The sequence below is a fragment of the Aminobacter sp. P9b genome, from assembly GCF_045345995.1.
In the GTDB taxonomy this organism is placed as follows: Bacteria; Pseudomonadota; Alphaproteobacteria; order Rhizobiales; family Rhizobiaceae; genus Aminobacter; species Aminobacter niigataensis.
Genome location: NZ_CP150082.1, coordinates 1,855,263 through 1,878,048 on the forward strand (window position 1 = coordinate 1,855,263; position 22,786 = coordinate 1,878,048).

At 63.7% G+C, this 22,786-nt stretch carries 24 protein-coding genes; 15 read left to right on the top strand and 9 right to left on the bottom strand.

The window, feature by feature from the left end:
- Positions 1-59 precede the first annotated feature (59 nt).
- Positions 60-482 carry a large conductance mechanosensitive channel protein MscL gene (gene mscL, locus WHT83_RS09165; protein WP_108609336.1) on the top strand — a complete coding sequence of 141 codons (423 nt, stop codon included), beginning with the start codon at positions 60-62 and terminating at the stop codon, positions 480-482.
- Positions 483-605: 123 nt separating this feature from the next.
- Positions 606-1,772 carry a pyridoxal phosphate-dependent aminotransferase gene (locus WHT83_RS09170; protein WP_183264036.1) on the top strand — a complete coding sequence of 389 codons (1,167 nt, stop codon included), beginning with the start codon at positions 606-608 and terminating at the stop codon, positions 1,770-1,772.
- A 77-nt stretch (positions 1,773-1,849) separates the two neighbouring features.
- Here WHT83_RS09170 and hemA read toward each other — a convergent pair whose 3' ends face one another.
- Complete coding sequence (gene hemA / locus WHT83_RS09175; protein ID WP_318762470.1) at positions 1,850-3,127, bottom strand: 5-aminolevulinate synthase; 1,278 nt, start codon at positions 3,125-3,127, stop codon at positions 1,850-1,852.
- A 237-nt stretch (positions 3,128-3,364) separates the two neighbouring features.
- Between hemA and galE the strand changes: the two genes are divergently transcribed.
- The 3 genes from galE to WHT83_RS09190 all read left to right on the top strand — a co-directional run bounded on the left by galE (position 3,365) and on the right by WHT83_RS09190 (position 7,581).
- On the top strand, positions 3,365-4,360 hold the full coding sequence (galE, locus tag WHT83_RS09180; RefSeq protein WP_183264034.1) for a UDP-glucose 4-epimerase GalE: 996 nt from the start codon (positions 3,365-3,367) through the stop codon (positions 4,358-4,360).
- 134 nt (positions 4,361-4,494) lie between these two features.
- On the top strand, positions 4,495-5,745 hold the full coding sequence (locus WHT83_RS09185; RefSeq protein WP_406873593.1) for a D-amino acid dehydrogenase: 1,251 nt from the start codon (positions 4,495-4,497) through the stop codon (positions 5,743-5,745).
- A gap of 9 nt (positions 5,746-5,754) precedes the next feature.
- Positions 5,755-7,581 carry an alanine racemase gene (locus WHT83_RS09190; protein ID WP_406873594.1) on the top strand — a complete coding sequence of 609 codons (1,827 nt, stop codon included), beginning with the start codon at positions 5,755-5,757 and terminating at the stop codon, positions 7,579-7,581.
- Between the two features lie 9 nt (positions 7,582-7,590).
- On the opposite strand, the gene WHT83_RS09195 is transcribed toward WHT83_RS09190, so the two are convergent.
- Genes WHT83_RS09195 through WHT83_RS09205 form a run of 3 tightly spaced genes read right to left on the bottom strand, consistent with a single transcriptional unit; the run spans position 7,591 to position 9,716 of the window.
- The gene (locus WHT83_RS09195; RefSeq protein ID WP_108609331.1) at positions 7,591-8,244 is read right to left on the bottom strand and encodes an amino acid ABC transporter permease; all 654 of its coding nucleotides are present in this window, start codon (positions 8,242-8,244) and stop codon (positions 7,591-7,593) included.
- Complete coding sequence (locus WHT83_RS09200) at positions 8,241-8,885, bottom strand: ABC transporter permease subunit (protein WP_406873595.1); 645 nt, start codon at positions 8,883-8,885, stop codon at positions 8,241-8,243. Before WHT83_RS09200 ends, WHT83_RS09195 begins: the two co-directional genes overlap by 4 nt.
- Positions 8,886-8,912: 27 nt before the next feature.
- Entirely contained in the window at positions 8,913-9,716 is an 804-nt protein-coding gene (locus WHT83_RS09205; protein ID WP_406873596.1) for a substrate-binding periplasmic protein, read from the bottom strand.
- Between the two features lie 154 nt (positions 9,717-9,870).
- Here WHT83_RS09205 and WHT83_RS09210 point away from each other — a divergent pair, with 154 nt between their 5' ends.
- Together WHT83_RS09210 and WHT83_RS09215 are read left to right on the top strand one after the other, a co-directional pair.
- Positions 9,871-10,785 carry an ABC transporter substrate-binding protein gene (locus tag WHT83_RS09210; protein WP_406873597.1) on the top strand — a complete coding sequence of 305 codons (915 nt, stop codon included), beginning with the start codon at positions 9,871-9,873 and terminating at the stop codon, positions 10,783-10,785.
- A gap of 106 nt (positions 10,786-10,891) precedes the next feature.
- On the top strand, positions 10,892-11,341 hold the full coding sequence (locus tag WHT83_RS09215; RefSeq protein WP_406873598.1) for a universal stress protein: 450 nt from the start codon (positions 10,892-10,894) through the stop codon (positions 11,339-11,341).
- Between the two features lie 74 nt (positions 11,342-11,415).
- On the opposite strand, the gene WHT83_RS09220 is transcribed toward WHT83_RS09215, so the two are convergent.
- On the bottom strand, positions 11,416-12,474 hold the full coding sequence (locus WHT83_RS09220) for a D-TA family PLP-dependent enzyme (protein WP_406873599.1): 1,059 nt from the start codon (positions 12,472-12,474) through the stop codon (positions 11,416-11,418).
- Between the two features lie 160 nt (positions 12,475-12,634).
- Here WHT83_RS09220 and WHT83_RS09225 point away from each other — a divergent pair, with 160 nt between their 5' ends.
- From WHT83_RS09225 to WHT83_RS09260, 8 genes are all read left to right on the top strand, one after another.
- The gene (locus WHT83_RS09225; RefSeq protein WP_108609320.1) at positions 12,635-13,471 is read left to right on the top strand and encodes a transporter substrate-binding domain-containing protein; all 837 of its coding nucleotides are present in this window, start codon (positions 12,635-12,637) and stop codon (positions 13,469-13,471) included.
- Positions 13,472-13,539: 68 nt separating this feature from the next.
- Complete coding sequence (locus WHT83_RS09230; protein ID WP_406873600.1) at positions 13,540-14,202, top strand: amino acid ABC transporter permease; 663 nt, start codon at positions 13,540-13,542, stop codon at positions 14,200-14,202.
- Between the two features lie 5 nt (positions 14,203-14,207).
- Positions 14,208-14,870, top strand: coding sequence for an amino acid ABC transporter permease (locus WHT83_RS09235; protein WP_183264024.1), 663 nt, complete (start codon positions 14,208-14,210; stop codon positions 14,868-14,870).
- Positions 14,871-14,880: 10 nt separating this feature from the next.
- The gene (locus tag WHT83_RS09240) at positions 14,881-15,651 is read left to right on the top strand and encodes an amino acid ABC transporter ATP-binding protein (RefSeq protein WP_406873601.1); all 771 of its coding nucleotides are present in this window, start codon (positions 14,881-14,883) and stop codon (positions 15,649-15,651) included.
- A gap of 16 nt (positions 15,652-15,667) precedes the next feature.
- Complete coding sequence (locus WHT83_RS09245) at positions 15,668-16,060, top strand: RidA family protein (protein WP_108609317.1); 393 nt, start codon at positions 15,668-15,670, stop codon at positions 16,058-16,060.
- A gap of 34 nt (positions 16,061-16,094) precedes the next feature.
- The gene (locus tag WHT83_RS09250; RefSeq protein WP_406873602.1) at positions 16,095-16,916 is read left to right on the top strand and encodes an IclR family transcriptional regulator; all 822 of its coding nucleotides are present in this window, start codon (positions 16,095-16,097) and stop codon (positions 16,914-16,916) included.
- Positions 16,917-16,959: 43 nt separating this feature from the next.
- Positions 16,960-17,883 carry a sugar kinase gene (locus tag WHT83_RS09255; protein WP_406873603.1) on the top strand — a complete coding sequence of 308 codons (924 nt, stop codon included), beginning with the start codon at positions 16,960-16,962 and terminating at the stop codon, positions 17,881-17,883.
- 204 nt (positions 17,884-18,087) lie between these two features.
- Positions 18,088-18,783, top strand: coding sequence for an XRE family transcriptional regulator (locus WHT83_RS09260; RefSeq protein ID WP_108610045.1), 696 nt, complete (start codon positions 18,088-18,090; stop codon positions 18,781-18,783).
- Between the two features lie 110 nt (positions 18,784-18,893).
- Here WHT83_RS09260 and WHT83_RS09265 read toward each other — a convergent pair whose 3' ends face one another.
- The 4 genes from WHT83_RS09265 to WHT83_RS09280 are packed head-to-tail and all read right to left on the bottom strand — an operon-like array spanning position 18,894 to position 22,685.
- On the bottom strand, positions 18,894-19,934 hold the full coding sequence (locus WHT83_RS09265; protein ID WP_108609314.1) for a DUF3445 domain-containing protein: 1,041 nt from the start codon (positions 19,932-19,934) through the stop codon (positions 18,894-18,896).
- A gap of 42 nt (positions 19,935-19,976) precedes the next feature.
- The gene (locus tag WHT83_RS09270) at positions 19,977-20,942 is read right to left on the bottom strand and encodes a PDR/VanB family oxidoreductase (protein WP_108609313.1); all 966 of its coding nucleotides are present in this window, start codon (positions 20,940-20,942) and stop codon (positions 19,977-19,979) included.
- Positions 20,939-21,532, bottom strand: a complete 594-nt coding sequence (locus tag WHT83_RS09275; RefSeq protein ID WP_108609312.1) for a dimethylamine monooxygenase subunit DmmA family protein — start codon at positions 21,530-21,532, stop codon at positions 20,939-20,941. Before WHT83_RS09275 ends, WHT83_RS09270 begins: the two co-directional genes overlap by 4 nt.
- A 19-nt stretch (positions 21,533-21,551) precedes the next feature.
- Entirely contained in the window at positions 21,552-22,685 is a 1,134-nt protein-coding gene (locus WHT83_RS09280) for an aminomethyltransferase family protein (protein WP_406873604.1), read from the bottom strand.
- Positions 22,686-22,786: the final 101 nt, after the last annotated feature.

Sequence of the window (22,786 nt, forward strand, 5' to 3'; positions counted from 1 at the left end):
GTTTAGCGACGAATGCTGGGAACGATTCGCCTTTCCGCAGATCGTACATGGAGGGTTTTATGCTCAGGGAATTCCAGGAGTTTATCGCCAAGGGCAATGTGATGGATCTCGCCGTCGGCGTGATCATCGGCGGTGCCTTTGGCCTGATTGTTTCGTCGTTGGTCGGAGACATCATCATGCCGATCGTCGGGGCGATCTTCGGCGGCTTCGACTTCTCCAATTACTTCCTGCCGCTGTCGTCGTCAGTGACGGCCGTTTCGCTTGAAGAAGCCAAGAAGCAGGGCGCGGTGTTCGCCTATGGCAACTTCTTCACCGTGATCATCAACTTCCTGATCCTCGCCTGGATCATCTTCCTGATGGTCAAGGGCGTGAACACGATGCGCAAGCGCCTGGAAAAGGAAAAGGCAGCCGAACCGGCAGGGCCGCCGCCGGCCGACGTGGCACTTCTTACCGAAATCCGCGACCTGCTCGCCAAGAAGTAGACGCAAGCGCTGGCATCTCGAAAACCCCCGGCTGGCTGGACCACCGGGGGTTCTTTCGTTTGCGCCGGCGCGCTAGGCTCCCCGCTACTGCCGTCAGTCAACATCAGTCAACCCGGGATGATCATGAGCCTTATCGATATGGTTCGCACCGAGGCCCGCCTTGCGCCGGTCAGCGGCATCGAGGCGGTGGCAAACTATGGCCGCGACCGTGCCGGCCTCATCCCGCTGTGGTCCGGCGAAGGTGACATGCCGACGCCCGACTTCATCAGTTCGGCGGCGGCGCGCGGCCTCGCCAATGGCGAAACCTTCTATACATGGCAGGCCGGCATTCCCGAACTGCGCCAGGCGATATCGCGCTACCATAAGCGCCATTTCGGCATGGACTTCTCCGAGGACGAATTCCTCGTCACCATTGGCGGCATGCAAGCGATCACCATGGCGCTGGAGGCGACGGCAGGGGCGGGCGACGAGGCACTTTATCTCGCGCCGGCCTGGCCGAATTTCGCCGGCGCAGCAGGTGTTGCCGGCGTCAAGCCGGTGCCGGTCCTGCTCGACATGACCGACAATGGCTGGTCCTGCGACGTCGAGAAGATCGCTGCGGCGATCACGCCAAGGACCAGGGTGATCTTCGTCAATTCGCCGTCCAACCCGACCGGCTGGACCGCCGACCGCGAGACGCTGCAGGCAATCCTGGACCTCGCGCGCAAGCATGATCTGTGGATCGTCGCCGACGAAATCTATGCACTGTTCTACTATGGCGGCGGCCGCGCGGCGTCGTTCATGGACATCATGGATCCCGAGGACAAGATCCTGTTCGTCAACACCTTCTCCAAGAACTGGGCGATGACCGGCTGGCGTGTCGGCTGGCTGAAGACGCACCCGTCGCTCAGCCGCATGTTCGAGAACCTGATCCAGTATTCGAGCTCCGGCGTGGCGCAGTTCCTGCAGCGCGGCGCGATCGCCGCCCTCGACGAGGGCGACAGTTTCATCGCCTCGCAGGTCGAGCGGGCTCAGAAGGCGAGGGATATCGTCTGCAAGGTGCTGGGCGACACCGGCAAGGTCCGCTTCAGCGTGCCGCCGGGAGCATTCTACCTGTTCTTCTCCGTCGACGGCATGAAGGATGCCGAGCGGGCTGCCTTCGACATCGTCGACAAGGCGGCGGTCGGGGTGGCTCCGGGCACGGCGTTCTGCGCCGGTGGCGAAGGTTTCCTGCGGCTCTGCTTCCACCGCCGCCTCGACCAGGTCGAGGAGGCCGCGCACCGGCTGGCGAAGTGGATCAACGCGCAATAGCCGCCGCATGAAACCCAAAAAGAAAGGCCCGGAACCGGCATGGTTTCGGGCCTTTCTTTTTGAATTGGTCGGCGGCCTCAGCCGCCGGACTTGGGCACCAGAAGCGGGATGATGCGGTCGCTCTGCGCAACCTCGGTATGGCCGGCGCCGCGATAGGGAATGCCGAGCGCATTCCACGTCTCGACCAGCGCAAGCTTGAGTTCGGCGATCAGCTCATCGGTATGGAACGGCGTCGGCGTGATGCGCAGCCGCTCGGTGCCGCGCGGCACCGTCGGGTAGTTGATCGGTTGGATGTAGAGGCCGTGGACGCCGAGCAGGCGGTCCGAGGCCATCTTGCACAGTTCCGGATCGCCGACGAGGATCGGCACGATATGCGTGGGCGACTCCATGACCGGCAATCCGGCGTCGGCAAGCACCTGCTTGGCGTGCGTCGCCTGGCGCTGCTGGGCGTCGCGCTCGGCCTGCGAGTTCTTGAGATGGCGGATCGACGCAGTGGTCGCGGCGGCGATCGCCGGCGGCAGCGCGGTGGTGAAGATGAAGCCCGGTGCGTAGGAGCGCACGGCGTCGACGACTTCGCGGGTGCCGGTGATGTAGCCGCCGAGCGTGCCGAATGCCTTGGCCAGCGTGCCCTCGATGATGTCGATGCGATGGGCGAGCCCCTCGCGCTCGGTGATGCCGCCGCCGCGCGGACCGTACATGCCGACCGCGTGGACCTCGTCGATATAGGTCATGGCGTTGTACTTCTCGGCGAGGTCGGCGATCGCCTCGATCGGCGCGATGTCGCCGTCCATCGAATAGACGCTCTCGAACACGATCAGCTTGGCGCGCTCGCGGCCCGCCGCCTGCAGCAGGCTTTCGAGGTGGGCGACGTCGTTGTGGCGGAAGATCTTCTTTTCGGCGCCCGAGCGGCGCACGCCTTCGATCATCGAGGCGTGGTTGAGTTCGTCCGACAGGATCAGGCAGTTCGGCAGCAGCCGGGCGATGGTCGAGATCGCGGCCTCGTTGGAGACGAAGCCCGAGGTGAAGACCAGGCCGGCTTCCTTGCCGTGCAGGTCGGCGAGTTCAAGCTCGAGCTCGACCAGCGGATGGTTGTTGCCGGAGATGTTGCGCGTGCCGCCGGCACCGGTGCCCATGTTGCCGGCCGCCTTCTGCATGGCCGCCACCACGTCGGGATGCTGGCCCATGCCGAGATAGTCGTTCGAGCACCAGACGGTGATTTCCTCGGCCTTGCCGTTGGCTCTCCAGATGGCGCGCGGGAACTTGCCGACGATGCGCTCCAGATCCGCAAACACGCGATAACGGCGCTCGGCGTGGATTTGGTCGATCGCTTCTTCGAAAAACCGCTGGTAGTTCATCTGGACGTCCCAATTTTTCAGCCGTGAGCATAATCAACGGCTGCTTCGGCGTCCATCGACCGTTTTTGGTCAAAATGCCACGCCCTCGACACCCTCAAACGACCACAGAACGCCGAAAAGTCCCTTGATGTGGATCAAATTCCGCTGCGACGGAATGGCCGGGCACGCCGCACCTCGCCTTGTGCGTTTGTTTTGCGCTAGACAAGGTCAGGCGGCAATTGACGGGGAGAGTTGCAAATGGCGGTCCTGGTGACGGGCGGTGCGGGCTATATCGGCAGCCACATGGTGTGGGAACTGCTCGATGCGGGCGAACAGGTGGTCGTGCTCGACCGGCTGTCGACCGGTTTCGAATGGGCCGTGGCGCCGGAAGCGACGCTGGTGCGAGGCGACGTCGCTGACAAGGAATTGCTCGGCCAGCTGATCCGGGATCACGGTATCGACGCCATCATCCACTTCGCCGGTTCGATCGTGGTGCCGGAATCGGTCGCCGATCCGCTCGGCTACTACGAGAACAACACCTGCAAGACTCGCAGCCTGATCGAGACGGCGGTGCGCGAGGGGGTGAAGCACTTCATCTTTTCCTCTACCGCCGCGGTCTATGGCGCAGCCGGCATGGAACCGGTGGTCGAGGACGCCCGGTTGGCGCCGGAATCGCCCTACGGCCTGTCCAAGCTGATGAGCGAGTGGATGTTGCGTGACGCCGCCGCCGCCCACCCGCTGCGCTATACCGCACTTCGCTATTTCAACGTCGCCGGCGCCGACCCCAAGGGGCGGACCGGACAGTCCACCAAGGGCGCTACCCACCTGATCAAGGTCGCCTGCGAGACCGCACTCGGCAAGCGGGCGTCGATGCAGGTCTTCGGCGACGATTACGCCACGCCCGACGGCACCTGCGTGCGCGACTACATCCATGTCTCCGATCTCGTCGCGGCGCATCGCCTGGCGCTCGCCCGACTGCGCGCCGGCGGCGGCAATCTCGTCGCCAATTGCGGCTATGGCCACGGCTATTCGGTGCTCGAGGTCATCGACAGCGTGCGACGCGTCCATGGCGCCGATTTCGCGGTGGAGATGGGTGCGCGCCGCCCTGGCGACGCCGCCTCGGTGGTCGCCAATTCCGACCTGGCACGTGGCGAACTCGGCTGGAACCCGCAGCGCGACGATCTCGATGCGATCGTCCACGACGCACTCAACTGGGAGCAGCAGCTGTCGCGCAAGAACTCCGCCGGGGGCTGATAAGGCCCAAGTGGTGGATTTCTGCGCCGCTCTCTCGAAATCTGCCGCGACAGGCGCTAAAAGGTGGCCAGGAGGAGCCAGGCTCCCGACGGTAAAGGGTTCCCGACAGAGCCTGATGTCGACTAGGGTGCGACATGAAAATCCTCGTTCTCGGGGCGGGCGTGGTGGGAACTGCGGCCGCCTTCTATCTGTCCCGCGACGGCCATGACGTCACGGTCGTCGAGCGCCATCCGGCGGCGGCGCGCGGCACCAGCTACTCCAATGCCGGCCTGGTGTCTCCAGGCGACGCCACCGCCTGGGCCTCGCCGGCAGCGCTCAAGACCTTCATCAAATCACTCTACACGCCCGACCTCGGCATCAAGGTCCGGCTCGGGCTCGATCCGTATTTCTATGCCTGGAGTTTCCGTTTCCTGTTCCAGTGCACCAATGCCCGGATGAGGATCAACACCGAAGCCAAGCTCAGGCTCGCACTCTATTCGCGCCTGTGCATCAACGAGATCTCGACCGAGACAGGCATCGGCTACGACAAGCGCGCCCGCGGCATCATGTATTTCTTCCGCTCGCAGGAAAGCCTGGATCACGGCGCCAGGATGTACGGCTTCCTCGCCGAGCATGGGCTCGACATCGAGGTTGTCGACCGTTTCAGGATGGCCGAACTCGAACCCGGGCTGGCCGCAGCCAGGGGCAGCATCGCCGGCGCCGTCTATTCGCCGATGGACCAGACAGGCGATTCCCGCATGTTCGTCGAAGCGCTCGCCGCTTATGCCGAACAGAAGCTTGGCGCGAAGTTCATGTTCGACACCACGGTCGAGGACCTGATCGTCGAAGGCGACCGTGTGACCGGCGTGAAGACCTCGGCCGGACGTCTCGATGCCGACGCCGTGGTCATCGCCATGGGACCGGAGAGCGGCCTTCTCGGCCGCCGCAACGGCATCGACCTGCCGGTCTATCCGGTCAAGGGCTACACCGCGACCGTCACCATGGACGACCCGTCGAAAGGTCCGACCATGGGCGGCGTCGATGAGGACCGGATGGTCGCCTATTCGCGCCTCGGCGACCGTCTGCGCATGGCCTCGACGGCCGAATTCACCGGCTTCGACCGCAGCCACAAGCCGTCGGACTTCAAGCGGATGTTCGAGACGGGCCAGGAACTGTTCCCCGGTGCCTTCGACCGGGCCAAGGCCGAGGTCTGGTCCGGCTTGCGGCCGATGATGCCGGGCTCGGTGCCAGTCATCGGCCCCGCCCGCTACAAGGGGCTCTATCTCGACACCGGCCACGGCCATGTCGGCTGGACCATGGCTTGCGGTTCCGGCAAATTCCTTGCCGACCTGGTGGCGGGGCGCAAACCCGACATCGACCCCACGGGACTGGTCTACAAGGGCTAAGGTGCTGCCATGTCGGGACCGCAAGTCGCCATCGATCTCGGTCGCGTCGAGCGCAACGCCCGCGCCGTCGTGGAGCGCAGCGCGCAATCCGGCATCAAGGTGTTCGGGGTCACCAAGGGCAGTTGCGGCATGCCGCAGGTGGCGCGTGCCATGCTGCGCGGCGGTGTGGCGGGGCTTGCCGAGTCGCGCTTCGAAAACATCCGCCGCCTGCGCGAAAGCGGCATCGGCTGCCCGATCATGCTGCTGCGCAGTCCGCCGATCTCGCGCGTCGAGGAGGTGGTGCGCACCGTCGACATCAGCCTGCAGTCGGAGCTGGAGATCATCCGCGAGATCTCGCGCATCGCCCAGCGCATCGGCCGCGTCCACGACATCATGCTGATGGTCGACCTCGGCGACCTGCGCGAGGGTATCTGGCCGAACGACCTTTTGCCGACAGTCGAGCGCGTGCTTGAACTGCCGGGCGTGCGCATCGCCGGCCTCGGCACCAACCTGACCTGCTTCGGCGCCATCATGCCGAGCGAGGAAAACCTCAGCCAGCTCGTCGCCTATGCCTACAAGGTCGAGCGGCTTGCCGGCATCAGCCTCGACTGGGTGTCGGGCGGCAACTCGTCGTCGCTGCCGCTCCTGCTCGAAGGCAAGATGCCTGCCGGCATCAACAATTTGCGCATCGGCGAGGCGATCCTGCAGGGCGGCTACGAAACCTTCCGCGAAGAGCCGTGGCGGGAGCTGGAATTCAACGCCTTCAGGCTCGCCGGCGACCTGATCGAGGTCAAGACCAAGCCGTCGCTGCCGATCGGCGAATCCGGCTACGACGCCTTCGGCAACCAGCCGGTTTTCGTCGACGAGGGCGACCGGCTGCGTGGCATCGCCAATATCGGCCGCGAGGACACGATGATCGAGGGGCTGGTGCCGATCAATTCGGGCGTGCGCGTGCTTGGTGCCTCGAGCGACCATCTGGTGCTCGACATCACCGATGCCGAGCCGCCGCTCTCCGTCGGCGACCGTGTCAGCTTCCACATGAACTATGGCGCGCTGCTGACGGCGATGACCTCGGAATATGTCGAGAAGGCGCCGATGCACGACATCGCCGACTTCACCGGCCGCCGCATGGTCTCGATCATTGCCGACGCAGAGGCCGGACCCGTGTTCGCACGGCACTCAGCCGGTGCCCGGCTCGAGCAGATGCAGTTCGACGTGGTCGAGATCGCCGATGCCGAGCACCCGCCGGCCGGCCTTCTCAGGCTGCATGCCGGCGCCGACAGGCACACTGCGTCCGAAGCGTTGGCCGCTGCAGCCGAGGCGACGCATTCCTTTGGCTTGATCTGGATCGATTCCATCGCCGCCCTGATGCCCGAAGGCGAAGACGGCGACGACGTACCGGAAAGCTCGGTGCTGGCACGGGCGCTTGGCCTCGACCACAAGCCCGGTGCGCTGCAGCCGCAGCTGTCGCCCGAAAATGTCGTGCTGGTCGGCCTGCGCGAGGCCGACCCGGCCGAGGTGCGCATCCTCAAGGATTCGCGCGTGACCGCCTTCACCATGGCCGAGATCGACGGTTCCGGCATGCGCGAGGTGATGCGCGAGGCGATCCGCATCGCCTCCGCCGGAACGACCGGGTTCCATGTCAGCTATTCGCCGTCGGCCACCGAAATCGCCGGATGGAGTGGCGGATCGGGCGGCATGACCGTGCGCGAAACGCACCAGGCGATGGAAACGATAGCGCTCTCGGGCGGCATGCTGTCGATGGATGTTTCCGGTCTTGGCGGTGACAACGAGCCGCGCGTCGCCGCCGAAGCGGTCAACTTCGTCATGTCCGCCTTCGGCAAGCGTATTCTCTGAAACCCGCCCTTATCGCCGGCTCAGGCGCTGGCGGGATTCGTAGAGATATTGCAGGCCGATGATGACGGCTGCGATCAGCAGGTAGAACACCGATACGACCAGCAACACTTCGATCGCCTTGTAGGTTTCGGCGATGATCGTGGTCGAGGCAGCGGTCAGTTCGTCGATGGCGACCAGGCTGGCGAGCGAACTGCCCTTGACCATCTGGATGGCGTTGGAAAACAGCGACGGTGCCGCCAGCCGGTAGGCCTGCGGGATCATCACCTTCCAATAGATGGCGAAGGGCTTCAGCCCGAGCGCCCTTGCGGCGTCGAGCTGGCCTTGGGGCACGCTTTCGAAGCCCGAACGCAGGAATTCGAGATTGTAGGCGGTCGAGGCGAAGATCAGGCCGATCAGCGCCGAAGGCACCGGCTCGAGATAAATGCCGAGCCGCGGCAGGCCGTAATAGAGCGCAAACAGCAATGCCAGCACGGGCGCCGCCCGGGCAAAGAAGCTGTAGGCGATGATCAGGCGCCGGAAGGCTCCATTGGGCCGCTGCATGTAGATGGCAAGCGGCAGCGCCAGAAGGTTCGACACGATGATGACGATCACCGAGATCAGCAGCGTCATGCCGAGCCCGTCAAGCAGCATGCGCTGGTAGGTCGGATCGAGCAGGATGTTCATCGTGCCACCGCTTGCTTGGGCTTGCGCTCGTTGAACACAAGCAGCGGCGTGACGATCAGGATGTAGAGCCCGACGGCCAGCGTCAGGAAGGTGAAGGGCGCGTTGGTGGCGGCGATGCCCTGCTTGGTGACATAGAGGATCTCGCTGACCGACACTGCCGACGCGATCGACATGCGCTTGACGGTGCCGATGGCATAGGTGATCCAGCCCTTGCGCGCCAACGGTAGGATCTGCGGGACCAGCACGCGCAGGAACACCACCGGTTTGGGCAGGCCGAGCGCGAGCCCGGCTTCATATTGCCCGAATGGAATGGCCTTCAGCGCGCCCTTGAACACCTGGTAGTCGAAGGCGATGCCAACCAGCGTGAAGGCGATGATCGTCGAGCCGATGGGGCCGAAGTCGACACCTATCTGCGGTCCGCCGAAAAAGAACAGGAACAGCACGACCAGTTCCGGCACCGAGCGGAAGAAGGCGCTGAACGCCTCGATGCTTGCACGCGGCAGCGATTTCTCACGGCCGTAATGGACCAGCGAAAGCAGGAGGCCGAACGCTGCCGACAGGGTGAAGATCACCGCCGACAGCGCAATCGTGAGCGCTGCCGCAACCAGCAGTCGCGGCAGCCAGGCAATTGCAATTTCCATGTCCGGCCGCCCCTCCGGGAACGCTGTCTACTGCGCTTTCGACCAGTCGATGGAGGCGCCGAACCACTTGTCGGCCAGGCCCTGCAGGGTGCCGTCCTTGCGCCAGGTTTCGAACTGGGCGTCGATGGCGTCGGCCAGCGGCTTGTTCTTGTTGTTGACGGCGACGCTCTGGGTGATGGTCGTCAGCAGGTCGTCGAGCGTGACCGTGCCCGTCAGCTTGCCCGACTTGGCCAGATATTTCGGTCCGAGGAAGTCATGCGCGGCGAAGTCGATGCGGCGGTTCTCGAGATCGAGGAACAGCTCGGTCGCACCGGGATACTCACGGCTTTCGGTGAGGCAGTCGGCCGGCAGCTTTTCCTTGGCGACCTTCTGGAAGACGCCGCCGCGCACCGCGCCCATGGTCTTGCCGCAGACGTCCTTCCAGCTGGCGATGCCGGTGTCGGCCTCGCGGCGGGTGATGGCGGCACCGTTGACGATGTAGGGCGACAGCAGGAAGAAGTCCTTCGACGCCAGGCGCTCTGGTGTGCGCGTCACGCCCGAGGCGATGAGGTCGAAGCGGCCGGCGCTCAGGCCCGGCAGCAGGCCGGCGAAGTCGAGCTTCTCGAACTTGGCGGTAAGGCCGAATTGCTTGGCGACGAGATTGACGACGTCGATGTCGAAGCCCTCAAGCTCGCCCGCGGCGTTGGTCATGCTGAAAGGCGGAGCCGAACCCGACGTGCCGACCGTGATGGTGTCGGCTGTCACGAGGGCGGCCTTGTAATCCTGCGCACTTGCCGTGCTCACGCCGAAGACCGCAATGAGGCCCAGCAGGGCTGTCCGCACAATTCCCATGATCACTCCTTGAATGGGCTGCTTGAAAACTGAATGTTTGGGTTATATCGCAAATTGCTAAAGCCACCAAGGACGGCAATCGCTTTGGATACAATAGTTTCTGGAGAATCTGATTCTCAAGAACGGCCGTTCCGAAAGTTCGAGGTTTTGTGGAATGGAACTGCGTTTCAAGCTTAACTACCTGTTTCAGGGACAGAATTCGCCGTTTCTGCACGCCGTCGACGCTGGCTATTTCGGTGACCATGGCCTGTCCTGTACCTTCGTCGAGGGCTTCAGCTCGTCGCTGGTGACGCGCGCCTTGGTGGGCGGCGAGGCAGATATTGGATTCGGTGATGTATCCTCGGTGTTCGAGCGCGCGCTGCGCACTGGCGAGACCGACATTTCGTGCCTCGTGCCGATCTATGAGCACACGCCCTGCTGCCTCGGCTATCTTTCCGACGGCAAGCGCTTGTCACTGGCCGACGTTCCCGGCAGCACCCTGTGCGGGCCGAACGGCGACACCTCGGCGCGGCTGCTGCCGCTGCTGCTCAAGCGCAACGGCTATGCCCCCGACAGCTACACCTATCTCGGCGTCCAGCCGGAGGAGCGCGATCGGATGGTGGCGTCACGCTCGGTGCTGGCTGCGACCTGCTTCGATGCGACGCTGAAGTTTGCCATGCAGATGCGCGGTCATGACACCAGCGCCCTCGATTTCCTCTACTTCGCCGACAACGGGCTCGACACCTATTCAGGGGCGCTTGTGGCGCTCAATTCGGTGCTGGATCAGGAGCCGGGCCTGGCCGGCAAGCTGCGGGCGATCACCCGCCAGGCCTGGCACGACTGCCTGGCGAACCCTCAGTTCGGCGTCGACGCGGTGATCAGGCGTTCGCCTGACCTGGACCCTGAAATCGTTCGCAACCAGCTGACCTGGATTCTGGGGCGTCAGGTTTTCCCAGGTGGCGCGCAGCCGATGGAGTTCGACCTCAACGGCGCCAAAATGGCCGACACACTGGAATGCGCGACCTTCTCCGTCGGCGCGGAGGCAAAACGCAGTCCCGAAGGCTTGCCGGCCAAAATCTGCCGGAACTGATCAGCCGGTCTCGGCATGGGGGGCGTTCGGCTTGGCCTTGACCCGACCGTGACGTCCGGGCGAGGTTCGCAGCCTGGATTGACACGAAGCTTATGGAGAGAGCCTGATGTACACCCACATTCTCATCGCCACCGACGGTTCGGAACTGGCGCAGAAGGGCCTCGACCATGGCCTGAGCCTCGCCAAGGGCATCGGTGCCAAGGTGACGATCATGAACGTCACCGAGCCGGCGCCGATCTTTGCCTCCGCCGGCATGTACGGCCCGGTAGCCACCGCAGAGGATATCGTGTCCTACCAGAAGGCCGGCGAGGAATATGGCGCCAAGGTGCTGAATGCCGCCAAGGGCCAGGCCGACAAGCTTGGCGTCAATGCCGAGGCGGTGCGTGTCGAAGAGATGTGGGCGGCCGAGGCGATCAACCAGGTGGCGCGCGACCGTGGCTGCGACCTCATCGTCATGGCCTCGCATGGCCGCCGCGGCCTCGGCCGCCTGATCCTCGGTAGCCAGACGGTGGAAGTGCTGACCAACAGCAAGGTGCCGGTGCTGGTCGTTCGCTAAACGCAGGTCAGCCTCAAATCAAAAAGGCCTCCCGGGTGCAGCACCCCGGAGGCCTTTTCTTTGGATGGTGCGGTTCAGATGATCTTGCCGCGCGCCGGCACCGGCCACAGTTCGGGGGCGCGGTCCTCGCCGAAGACATGGACCCCGTCGACCATGTTGGTGACGACGCAGGCATGGTTGGGCACGACGCGGATACGCTGGCCGACCTTGAGGCCGATGTCGCCCTCGCTGCGCAGGCGGCCGTGTTCCTCCGACAACTGGTCGATTGCTATGTCGGGGCGGCCGAGGACATGGCCGTAGCCGGTGAGACCGAGCAGGTCGGAGGTCAGCGTCTTTGAACCGGCGTCGATGATGGCGCGGTTGGGCGCGGGCACCGAGACGACGGTGGCAAGCACCGTCAGCGCGCAATCGTCCCAGCTACAGACGCCGCGGGCGACCAGTGAGCGGTCGTTGTAGACATAGGTGCCGGGGCGGAACTCGGTCGTGGCGGGCACCAGATGCGCCAGCATCATGTCGGGCGAACCGCCTGAGGTGATGGCGGGAACCGCGATGCTTTTGGCCTCGATCAGCGCCTTGACCTCGGTCATGAAGGTCTGGACCTTGGCCGCGCCGCCGACCGGCGGATAGGTCATCAGCCCGGCGAAATGCAGGCCCGGCGCTGAGGCGATGCGCGAGGCGAACTCGGCGGCTGCCTCGGGCGAGCCGACGCCGCAGCGGTCGGCGCCGGTGTTGCATTCGACGAAGACATCGAGCGTGACGCCTGCATCCGCAAATGCCGCAGACAGCCCGTCGATCACGGTCGCATTGTCGGCCACCACGGCGAGCCTGACCTTGCGCGCGAGTGCGACGAGCGCGGCGAGCTTGTCATCGCCCAGGATGTTGTAGGTGATCAGCACGTCGTTCAGCCGGTCGCTGCCGGCGACCATGGCTTCCGCTTCCGAGATCTTCTGGCAGGTGATGCCGACAGCGCCCGCGTCGAGCTGCATTTCGGCGATGGCCGGCAGCTTGTGCGTCTTGATGTGCGGCCGGACCTTCAGACCGTGGCTGTCGGCATAGGCCTGGAAGCGTTCGATGTTCCGCTTCGCCACATCGATGTCCACCAATACGGCGGGCGTCTGGATCTTGTCGAACATGCCTGGCTTTGCCTCCAAATCGGAACGTCGGGGACCTTGCCTCCGAACCGCTTGACAAACAATGCCGTGTGCATTTTGATACGTCAATCCATTATTCAGGACAGATGTCCACAATAATGGACATTGGTTTAGAGAAATTTTCCCTGGGAGGATTGGTGAGATGAAGGCTTATCTCTTGGCGGCCGCAGCCGCCGCCGCGCTGACGACCGCTATGCCTGCAGGCGCGCAGGAAAAAAGCAGGCTCGATGAGGTTCTGGCGCGGGGCCACCTGGTCTTGGGCACCGGCAGCACGAACGCGCCGTGGCACTTCAAGAGCGCCGACGACAAGCTCCAGGGCTTCGACGTCGACATGGGGCGCATCGTCGCCAAGGCGCTGTTCGGCGACCCCGACAAGATCGAATACGTCAACCAGTCGTCGGATGCGCGCATCCCCAACATCACCACCGACAAGGTCGACCTGACCTGCCAGTTCATGACAGTGACCGGCGAGCGCGCCCAGCAGATCGCCTTCACCATTCCCTACTACCGCGAAGGCGTTGGCCTGATGTTGAAGGGCGACAGCAAGCATGCCGACTATGCGGCGCTCAAGGCTGCCGGCTCGGGCGTGACCGTGTCTGTGCTGCAGAACGTCTATGCCGAGGCGATGGTGCATGCGGCACTGCCGGAGGCGAAGGTCGACCAGTACGAGTCCGTCGACCTGATCTACCAGGCGCTGGAATCGGGCCGTTCCGACGCGGTCGCCACCGACCAGTCGTCGCTCGCCTGGTACATGAAGCAGAACCCGGACCGCTACAAGGACGCCGGCTATGGCTGGAACCCGCAGACCTATGCCTGCGGCGTCAAGCGCGGCGACCAGGACTGGCTGAACTTCGTCAACACCGCCCTGCATGAGGCGATGACCGGTGTCGAGTTCGACTTCTACGCCAACTCCTACAAGACCTGGTTCGGCAAGGAGATTGCCCCGCCGCAGATCGGTTTCCCGGTCGAGTACAAGTAAGCTCGATGATGGCGCGGCCCCTGTCTCACCGGCCGCGCCATTCCTTTTGATCGGAACCTGACGGCACCATGGGTTACACCCTCAATTTTTCGGCGGTCTGGCGCAGCTTCGACCAGCTGCTCCTCGGCCTGGCGCTCAGCCTGGGGCTTGCTTTCGTGGCGATCGCCATCGGCTGCGTGCTTGGCCTGATCACCGCCTTCGGCCTGTTGTCGAAGCGTGGAGCGCTGCGCCATCCCGCGCGCATCTACGTCACCATCATCCGCAACACGCCAATCCTCGTGCTGGTGCTGTTCACCTTCTTCGCATTGCCCCAACTCGGCATCCGCCTCGGCAAGATCGAGAGCTTCGTCGCCACGCTGGCGCTCTATTCGGGCGCCTATCTCGCCGAGGTCTTCCGCGGCGGCCTCCTTGCGGTGCCGAACGGGCTGAAGGAAGCCGGGCTGGCCATCGGCCTGACGCAGTCGCAGATCCGCAATTCGATCGTCATGCCGCTGATGCTGCGCAACGTGCTGCCGTCGCTGTCGAGCACCCTGATTTCGCTGTTCAAGGACACGTCGCTAGCCGCAGCCATCGCCGTGCCGGAACTGACCTTCGAGGCACGCAAGATCAACGTCGAGACGTTCCGCGTCATCGAAACGTGGATCGTCGCAAGCTGCCTCTATGTCGCCACCTGTTCGGTGCTCGCAGCCCTGCTGCGTCAGCTCGAGCGGCGCATGTCCATTCCGAGGTGATCGACATGGATCTCGTTGCATTCCTCGAAACGCTGTGGCTTGCCCGCATTCCGATCCTCAAGGGCATCGGCGTCACCGTTTCCATCTCGGTTCTGGCGATCCTCGTCGGCACGGTCCTGGGAGTTGGTGTCGGCCTAGCCCTGACCTATGGCGCCAAGCCGCTGCGGTGGCTGGTGCGCGGCTACACCGATTTCATTCGCGGCACGCCGGTGCTGGTGCTGGTTCTGGCGAGCTATTACGTGCTCGGCACCATAGGCATCGATCTCGGACCGTTCCAGGCCGGCGTGCTGGCACTTGCAGTGTTCTGCTCGTCGCATGTCGGCGAGATCGTGCGCGGCGCGCTGCAGTCGATCCCCAAGGGCCAGACGGAAGCCGCCAAGGCGATCGGGCTGACTTTCCCGCAGACGTTCGCCTATGTGCTTGGGCCGCAGGCGCTGCGCCAGGTGCTGCCCGCCTGGGTCAACACCGCTGCCGAGATGGTCAAGGCCTCGACGCTGCTGTCGATCATCGGCGTGGCCGAGCTGCTGCTCAGGACGCAGGAACTGATCTCGCGCACCTTCATGAGCCTCGAGTTCTATTTCTTCGCGGGCTTCCTCTATTTCGCCGTCAACTACGGCATCGAGCGTTTCGGCCGCTACGTCGAACGCAAAACCTCCATTCCATCTTGAGGCCGACCCCATGACCGGCAACCTTCTCGAAATCCGCGATCTGCATAAGCGCTACGGCGACGTCGAAGTGCTCAAGGGCGTCGACTGCACCATGGCGCAAGGCGACGTCATCTCGATCATCGGCTCGTCCGGTTCCGGCAAGACCACGATGCTCCGCTGCATCAACATGCTGGAGGAGTTCCAGGGCGGCTCGATCCGCATCGACGGCGAGGAGATCGGCTACGAGACTTCGGGCGGCACACGGCGCCGCAAGAAGGAAAAGGAAATCGCCCGTCAGCGCGCGATGACCGGCATGGCCTTCCAGCAGTTCAACCTGTTCCCCCACATGAGCGCGGCCGAAAACGTCATGCTCGGGCTGGTCAAGGTCAAGGGCATGCGCCGCGACGAGGCGCGCGGCCTGGCCGAGAAGTGGCTCGACCGCGTCGGCCTTGCCGAACGTCGCGACCGCTACCCGGGCCAGCTTTCCGGCGGCCAGCAGCAGCGCGTGGCGATCGCCCGCGCCATTGCCATGAACCCCAAGCTGATGCTGTTCGACGAGGTCACCTCGGCGCTCGACCCCGAACTGGTCAACGAGGTGCTGCAGGTCATCAAGGACCTCGCCCGGGACGGCATGAGCATGCTGCTCGTCACCCACGAGATGCGATTTGCCTATGAAGTGTCCTCGCGCGTCATCTTCATGAACCAGGGCCGTATCGGCGAAGAGGGCAACCCGCGCGAGATGTTCCACAAGCCGCAGACCGAGCGGCTGGCGGAGTTCCTCAAGACCTCAACTTTCAACTGACATTCGGAGAATTAGCATGACGATCAAGCGCTACGGCACCGGCCAGACCGGGGCAGGCAAGCAGGCGTTGCCTTTCGCCCGCGCCGTCGAGGCCAATGGCTGGCTCCACGTGTCCGGTCAGGTCGCCATGGAAAACGGCGAGATCGTCGGCGGCGGGGTCATTGCCGAGACGCGCAAGACGATGGAAAATCTGATCGCCATCCTCGACGAAGCCGGCTACGGCCTGGAGGACGTCGTGCGCGTCGGCGTCTGGCTCGACGACCCCCGGGACTTCTGGTCGTTCAACGGCGTCTACGCCGAGTATTTCGGCGCCAACCCGCCGGCTCGCGCTTGCGTGCAGTCGAGTATGATGGTCGATTGCAAGGTCGAGATCGATTGCGTCGCCTACAAGGCACCCGTGACGGCATAAGGTTTTTTGCTCGGCGTTCCCGGGGAGGCGGTACATGGACGAAGTTTCGGACGACATGACCAACAGGCGGGCGCGCGGTCTCGACCGCGCCTTCGAGATCCTGAATTTCCTGCGCCTGAAGCGTCAGCCGTTGCGCCCCAACGAGATCGCCTCGGGCATCGGCGCGCCGCGCTCCTCGATCTACGAACTGGTCAACCTGCTGGTGCGGCAGGGTGTTCTGGAGTACCGCGGCGACGACGGCCGCGTATTCCTCGGCCGCAAGCTCTATTTCCTCGGCATGGCCTATGCCGAACAGTTCGACCTTATGCGCGAGTGCGACAAGCTGCTGACCCACATCGCCGAGGAGACGCGCGAAACGGCGCAGATGTGCCTGCTCGAGGGCAGCAAATACACCGTCGCCCAGATGAAGGAGGGCTCCCGCCCGTTCCGCATCTCGTCCAATGTCGGCGACCCGGTGGCGATCCCGTGGACGGCGTCCGGTCGTCTGCTGGTTGCGCATATGAGCAACCAGGAAATCCTCGATTTCATCCCGAAGGAGGATTTCCGTTTGCCCAATGGCCAGTGGCTCGACCCGGCGGTCTTCATCGCCGAAGTGCGCGAGGCGTCCCGCGTCGGCTACTACACCTTCGACAGTGCGGTCGAGACCTTCACCCACTGCTTTGCCGTGCCGGTCTATCAGGCAGGCCGCATCTGCGTGGCGACGCTGTGCCTGGTGGCGCCGCGCGAGGACGGGCTGAAGAACCACGCCAGCTATCTCAAGAGCCTGCAGGATGCGGCAGTTGACCTGTCGAGCCGTCTCGGGCACACGGCTGACGAGGACGGGCAAGGCGCCGTCCGTGCCGCGGGCCGTGGTTGACTTACCCGACCCTGACCTGAACTCACCTGGATAGGCTTACCGCATGTCGCAACGCGCTCTCTTGATCGGGGAATGCATGGTTGAACTCAGGCAGGCCGAGGGCGGCCTGTTGCGCAAGGGTTTTGCCGGCGACACCTTCAACACCGCCTATTACATGCGCGCCTTCCTGCCTGCGGCGTGGCCGGTCGACTATTTCACCGCCGTCGGCACCGATACGATCTCGGACGAGCTTCTGGCCTTCATCGAGAGCACGGGGGTCGGCACCGGCTTCGTCAGGCGCGTGCCCGAGCGCACGCCCGGCCTCTACATGATCCACCTCAAGGATGGCGAGCGCAGCTTCTCCTACTGGCGCTCGGCATCCGCCGCACGATTGCTCGCCGATGATCCCGCCGCCCTGCGCATGGCTATCGACGCTTCGGACGTGATCCTGTTCTCCGGCATCACGCTGGCGATCCTTTCGCCTGGCGCAGTCGAAACGCTGCTATCGGAGATCCGGCGGGGCAGGGCTGCCGGCAAGATGGTCGCATTCGACCCCAACATCCGCCCGCGGCTGTGGGACGATGTCGACACGATGCGCCGGACGATCTCGGCCGGCGCTGCGGCGGCGACTATCGTCATGCCGAGCTTCGAAGACGAGGCGACGCATTTCGGCGACGCCTCGATCGATGCGACCATCGCTCGTTATGGCAGTCTCGGCGTCGAGAACCTCGTGGTCAAGGATGGCGCGGAGGGCATTACGTTGCGCTTCGGCGGCGAGACGGTCTTCGTGCCTTCGGTCGCCGCCCGGAATGTCCTCGACACCACGGGTGCCGGCGACAGCTTCAACGGCGCGTTCCTGGCGAAGTATCTCGTTTCAGGTGATCACTGCCTTGCCGCGGAATTTGCAGCCCGTGTCGCCGCAACCGTCATCGGCCATCACGGCGCCCTGCTGCCGCCCGCCGAGTTTCAGGCTTTGATGCGCGGCTGAGCCGCAAGCCAAGACGATCGGCACCCCACACATCCGCTGCATGTCGTGCTGCATTTTCCGCCGGAAATGCAGTCAATGAGAGGCATATTGCCTGCATTTCGATCAGCGCCACTTGATATCGTTGGAAAAAAATTTTACCACTAGTGAAAAGGTCGATTTCAAGAGTTGCCATCGCAGGGGATTATCAGGGTGAAAGAAGACCGCATGTCAGCCGTCGCTGTTGCCGAGGGCAAGAACATATCGGCTGCGGTCGCCGCAAAGGCGCGCCCGACACCGCTGCTTCAGGATCCGCACGCGGTACGCGATACCCCGGAGAAGGTTTTGGAGGTGGCACTCGGCCACGAGGTCCGCGCCTTCCGCAAGAAGCTCGGCATCACCGTTGCCGATCTCGCGGCGATGACCAACATTTCGCTTGGCATGCTATCGAAGATCGAGAACGGCATCACTTCGCCGTCGCTGACCACTTTGCAGTCGCTGTCGCGGGCGCTCGGCGTGCCGCTGACCGCCTTTTTCCGCCGCTTCGAGGAGGAGCGGAACGCCGTCTTCGTCAAGGCGAACGAAGGGGTCGACGTCGAACGCCGCGGCACTCGCGCAGGGCACCAGTACAACCTCCTGGGTCATATCGGCTCCAATACCGCGGGTGTGGTGGTCGAGCCCTATCTCATCACGCTGTCGGAACACACGGACGTGTTTCCGATGTTCCAGCATGAGGGCATGGAGTTCCTCTACATGCTGGAAGGCGAGGTCGTTTACCGCCACAGCAACAAACTCTACCGGATGACGCCGGGCGACAGCCTGTTCTTCGACGCCGATGCACCGCATGGCCCGGAAGAACTGACCACTTTGCCGATCCGCTATCTCTCGATCATCTCCTACCCGCAGGGCAGTGGCAGCGAATAGGCTGCCTGGAACGACCGGCTACAGAGAGGCCGCAAATGAAAAAGGAGGCGAAATCGCCTCCTTTTTCATGTCCGGGGCATGGGCCGAAGCCCATGCCGATCATTCAGTGCCTACTCCGGGCCGAAGCCGGGCGAGGTCGGGGCGCCGTCGTCATATTTCGACAGCCACTCGACGACGGTCTGGCGGTAACGCGTCAGGCCCTTGTACTCGGCGAGTTCATCCGGCAGGTCGCGCAGCACGCGATGGAAGCGGCGCCCCCATTTCGCCACGCTCACCAGTTCGTCCATCTTGAGCAGGTAGCAGCGGATCGGGAAGACCAACGCGTTGGAGCGCGGCAGCCGGAAGAAGGTCTGCAACTCGACGCGCAGATGCACTTTCTGGCCGACATTCTCAGGCGTGACCGACAGTCGGTCGCTGCCCCACTTGTGGAAGTTTTCCGGGCTGGTATCGAGCCGCGGGTTGATCGTCATGGTCCAGTTCAGGCGCCGCGCCGGCTGGCCCTGCTGGATGTTGGTCAGGAACTTCAGCGCACGGGTGAAGACACCCATTTCATGCGCCAGCGGCACCGGGGCATGCCATTCGAAGAAGTTCATGCCGATGTCGAAATCGAGCGACCAGTCGGCCTGGGTGGTGATCATGCCGGCATCCATCCACAGGTTGCCGTCACGCTGGTCGAGAATGGCGAAGTCGCCCTGGCTCTGGCGGGTGATGTATTCCATCGGTCCGTAGGGCAGGGTGGAAACGTCGCCGAAGGTGAAGGTGTCGTCGATGCCGAGCGGTCGGTTGATCCAGCGCCAGCGGTCGCCGTCCTGGGTCAAGGTGAAGTGCTCGGGATAGCCCTTGGCCATTTCGGTCATCAAGAGTTCGAGCAGGTCCCAGCCGGCGAGCGTCATGTGCGGCAGCGACTGGCAGCGCAGCGGATCCTCCGCAAGCACCATGGCGCGGTCCTGCATTTCGGATACGTAGTGCTCGTCGACATCGATCAGATGTTCGAACACGCTGTTCTTCGGCCCGGCGACATGCGGCTCGATGTTGACCGAGTACATGTAGGCGTCTTCATGATAGGGAAACGGAAACCGTTTGACCTGTTCCGGACTGTTCCTGAAGGTAAAATCGTCGCGGAACGTTTCTTTCCTGAAGTTTATTCCCATCAATTCCTCCCTCTTCCAGAGCGTCGGGCGCCCCGGGATCTGCTACCGTTCGAGAACCAGCGAGCGGCCCTCGAAACGCGAGACGCATGGCATAATCTTCTTGCCCGAGCAGTGCTCCTCATCGCTCAGCCAATGGTCGTTGTGCTTGAATGTACCGTCATAGGAAATGACGTTGGTCTCGCACTGGCCGCAGACACCACCGCGGCAGAGATAGGGCGGATCGACGCCGGCAGCCTCGATCGCTTCGAGCAGGCTCTGCTGCTCGCCGACCCGGATCTCCAGACCGCTCACCGCCAGCTTGACGTCGAACGGCGTGCCCGGCTGCGGCGCCGCGAAATGTTCGTAGTGCACGGAATCGTCCGGCCAGCCATGGGTGGCCGCCGTGTCGCGCACCCATTTGATCATGCCGGCAGGGCCGCAGACATAGATATGCGTGCCGAGCGGCTGGGTGGCGAGCAGGCGCTCGAGCGGGATGCGTTCGTTGCGCTCGTCGAGATAGAGGCTGACCCGGTTGCCGTAGCGTTCGCGCAGGACCTCGGAGTAGCTGCCGAGCGCTTCGGAGCGGCAGGTGTAGTGCAGCTCGAAATTGCCGCCGGTCGACGCCAGCTGTGCCGTCTGGGCGAGGAACGGCGTGATGCCGATGCCGCCGGCGATCATCAGGTGCTTCTTGGCACGCAGGTCCAGCGAAAACAGGTTCACCGGATAGCTGATCACCATTTCCATGCCGCGCTTGACGCGGTTGTGCATGAACAGCGAGCCGCCGCGGCCGACATCGTCGCGGCGCACCGAAATGGTGTAGTCGCGCGTGTTGAGCGGCGAACTCATCAGCGAGTAGGGGTTGAGGCGGGTCGTGCCATTGTCGCGCATTTCGATGACGACATGGGCACCGCCGGAGAACGTCGGCAGATTGCCGCCGTCCGTCCGTTCGAAATGGAACCGCTTGACCAGTTCGTTGACCGCAACCACTTCGGTCACGGTGACGTTAATCTTGTTTGTTCCTGCGCTCACCGGAAAATCTCCTCTGTCTGAGGGATCTCGGTCGGATCCTCGGCGTTGATGCAGACGCCCTGGAAGGCGGCATGGCGCTTGGAATAGTGGTCACGCACCAGAAGCAGCAGGCCGCAATGCGAGCAGGTTGCCGGCTGGGTGGTGACGTTTTCGGTAATGCCCTTGCAGTGCACGCACTGCACCCGGCGTGCCCAGGAGCCGCGATGTTCGGTCTGGATCGAGGCCGGGTCGATGCCGGCTTCGATCGCAGCCTGCATCATCTGGCCGATCAGGCCTTCCGTGCCGGCGAGATAGACACGCAAGCCCATATGGGCGTTGGCAAGTGTCCATGTCAGGCGCGGCAATGCCGCCGCGATCGAGGGGCCTTCATAATACTGGGCCGGCTTCAACGCCTTCAGGGATGCCTGAAAGCTGTCTCCGGTCCGGCCCGGTATGAACATGATGTGTGCACTGGCGAAGAAGTCCGCGGGAGCCTGCTTCGCCAGGTCCAGGATCGCGGACGCCCCTTCGGCGTCCGCAATGAGAAGGTGGCTCTTGCCGGCCTGCGGTGACAATGTTCCGTAGACCGGGCGACTAAGGATCGTCTTCACCGGTGCACTGTCCAAGGTCTCAGCCCTTTGCCGTCCGCTTGAGCTTCTTCGGATCGTCGAACGGCAGCGACTGTGCGGTTGCCTTGACGCTGCCGCTGGCGTTGCGGATTTCGAGCGGCGTTCCGACGATGGCGCAGTCGACGTCGAGACGGGCGATGCCCATCGACTTCTTCACCAGCGGCGAATACATCGCACAGGTCACGACACCGACCTTCTTGCCATCGCGCCAGATCTCGGCACCTTCGTCAGCTGCCTTGTCGCTGTCGAGCAGCACGCCGAAGATCTTGAAGCGCTCCTTGCCCTTCAGGCGATAGTGCTCTTCGGCACCGCGGAAGCCGGTCTTGCCGGGGCTGACGGTGAAGTCGAGGCCGAGCTCCCACAACGTATCGCCAGGGCCCTCGTTTACGAACGGGTACTTCTGCGAATTGTCGTACGGGTAGAACAGAAGGTAGCTCTCGACGCGCAGCATGTCGAGCGTGGTGAAGCGGGTCGGGATGATGCCCATTTCCTTGCCTTCGGCAACGATGGTGTCCCAGATCGTGCCGGCGTCCTGGCCGCGGCAGAAGATTTCGTAGCCGCGCTCGCCGGTGTAGCCGGTGCGCGAGATCATCACCGGGAAGCCGAACAGCTGGGTCTGCATGTGGTGGAAGTAGTTGAGGTCGCGGATGCCCGGCACGTGCTTGGCGAGATAGTCGACCGCCAGCGGGCCCTGCAGCGAAAGGTCGTGCAGATTGTCGTCGAAGCGGACCGACACGTCGCGGCCGATCGAGGCGCGGGTCAGTTCTTCATGGCCGGTACCGGCGCCATGGACGACCATCCAGGAGTTCGGGCCCATGCGGTAGATGACGCAGTCGTCGGTGAACTTGCCGGCGTCGTTGAGCATGCAGGCATAGACCGACTTGCCGGGGTAGATCTTCTCGACATTGCGGGTGGTGCACAGGTCAATGACATGCCCGGCGTGGGCGCCGGTGATGTGGACCTTCTTGAGGCCCGAAACGTCCATCAGGCCGGCCTTGGTGCGGATCGCGACATATTCCTCGTTCGCGTCCTTGTCGTACGACCAGGCCGTGCCCATGCCGCTCCAGTCTTCGAGATTGGAACCAAGGGCGCGGTGGCGATCGGCCAACGTCGAAAAACGCCATGAAGCTGTCATCGGTAGTACTCCTCCAGTTAGTTCCTCCCGCCTCGTTCCGGCGACCCGGCCTTGAGGCGGACGTTGTTGGGGACATATTGACTCGAAACTTGCCCGAAGAG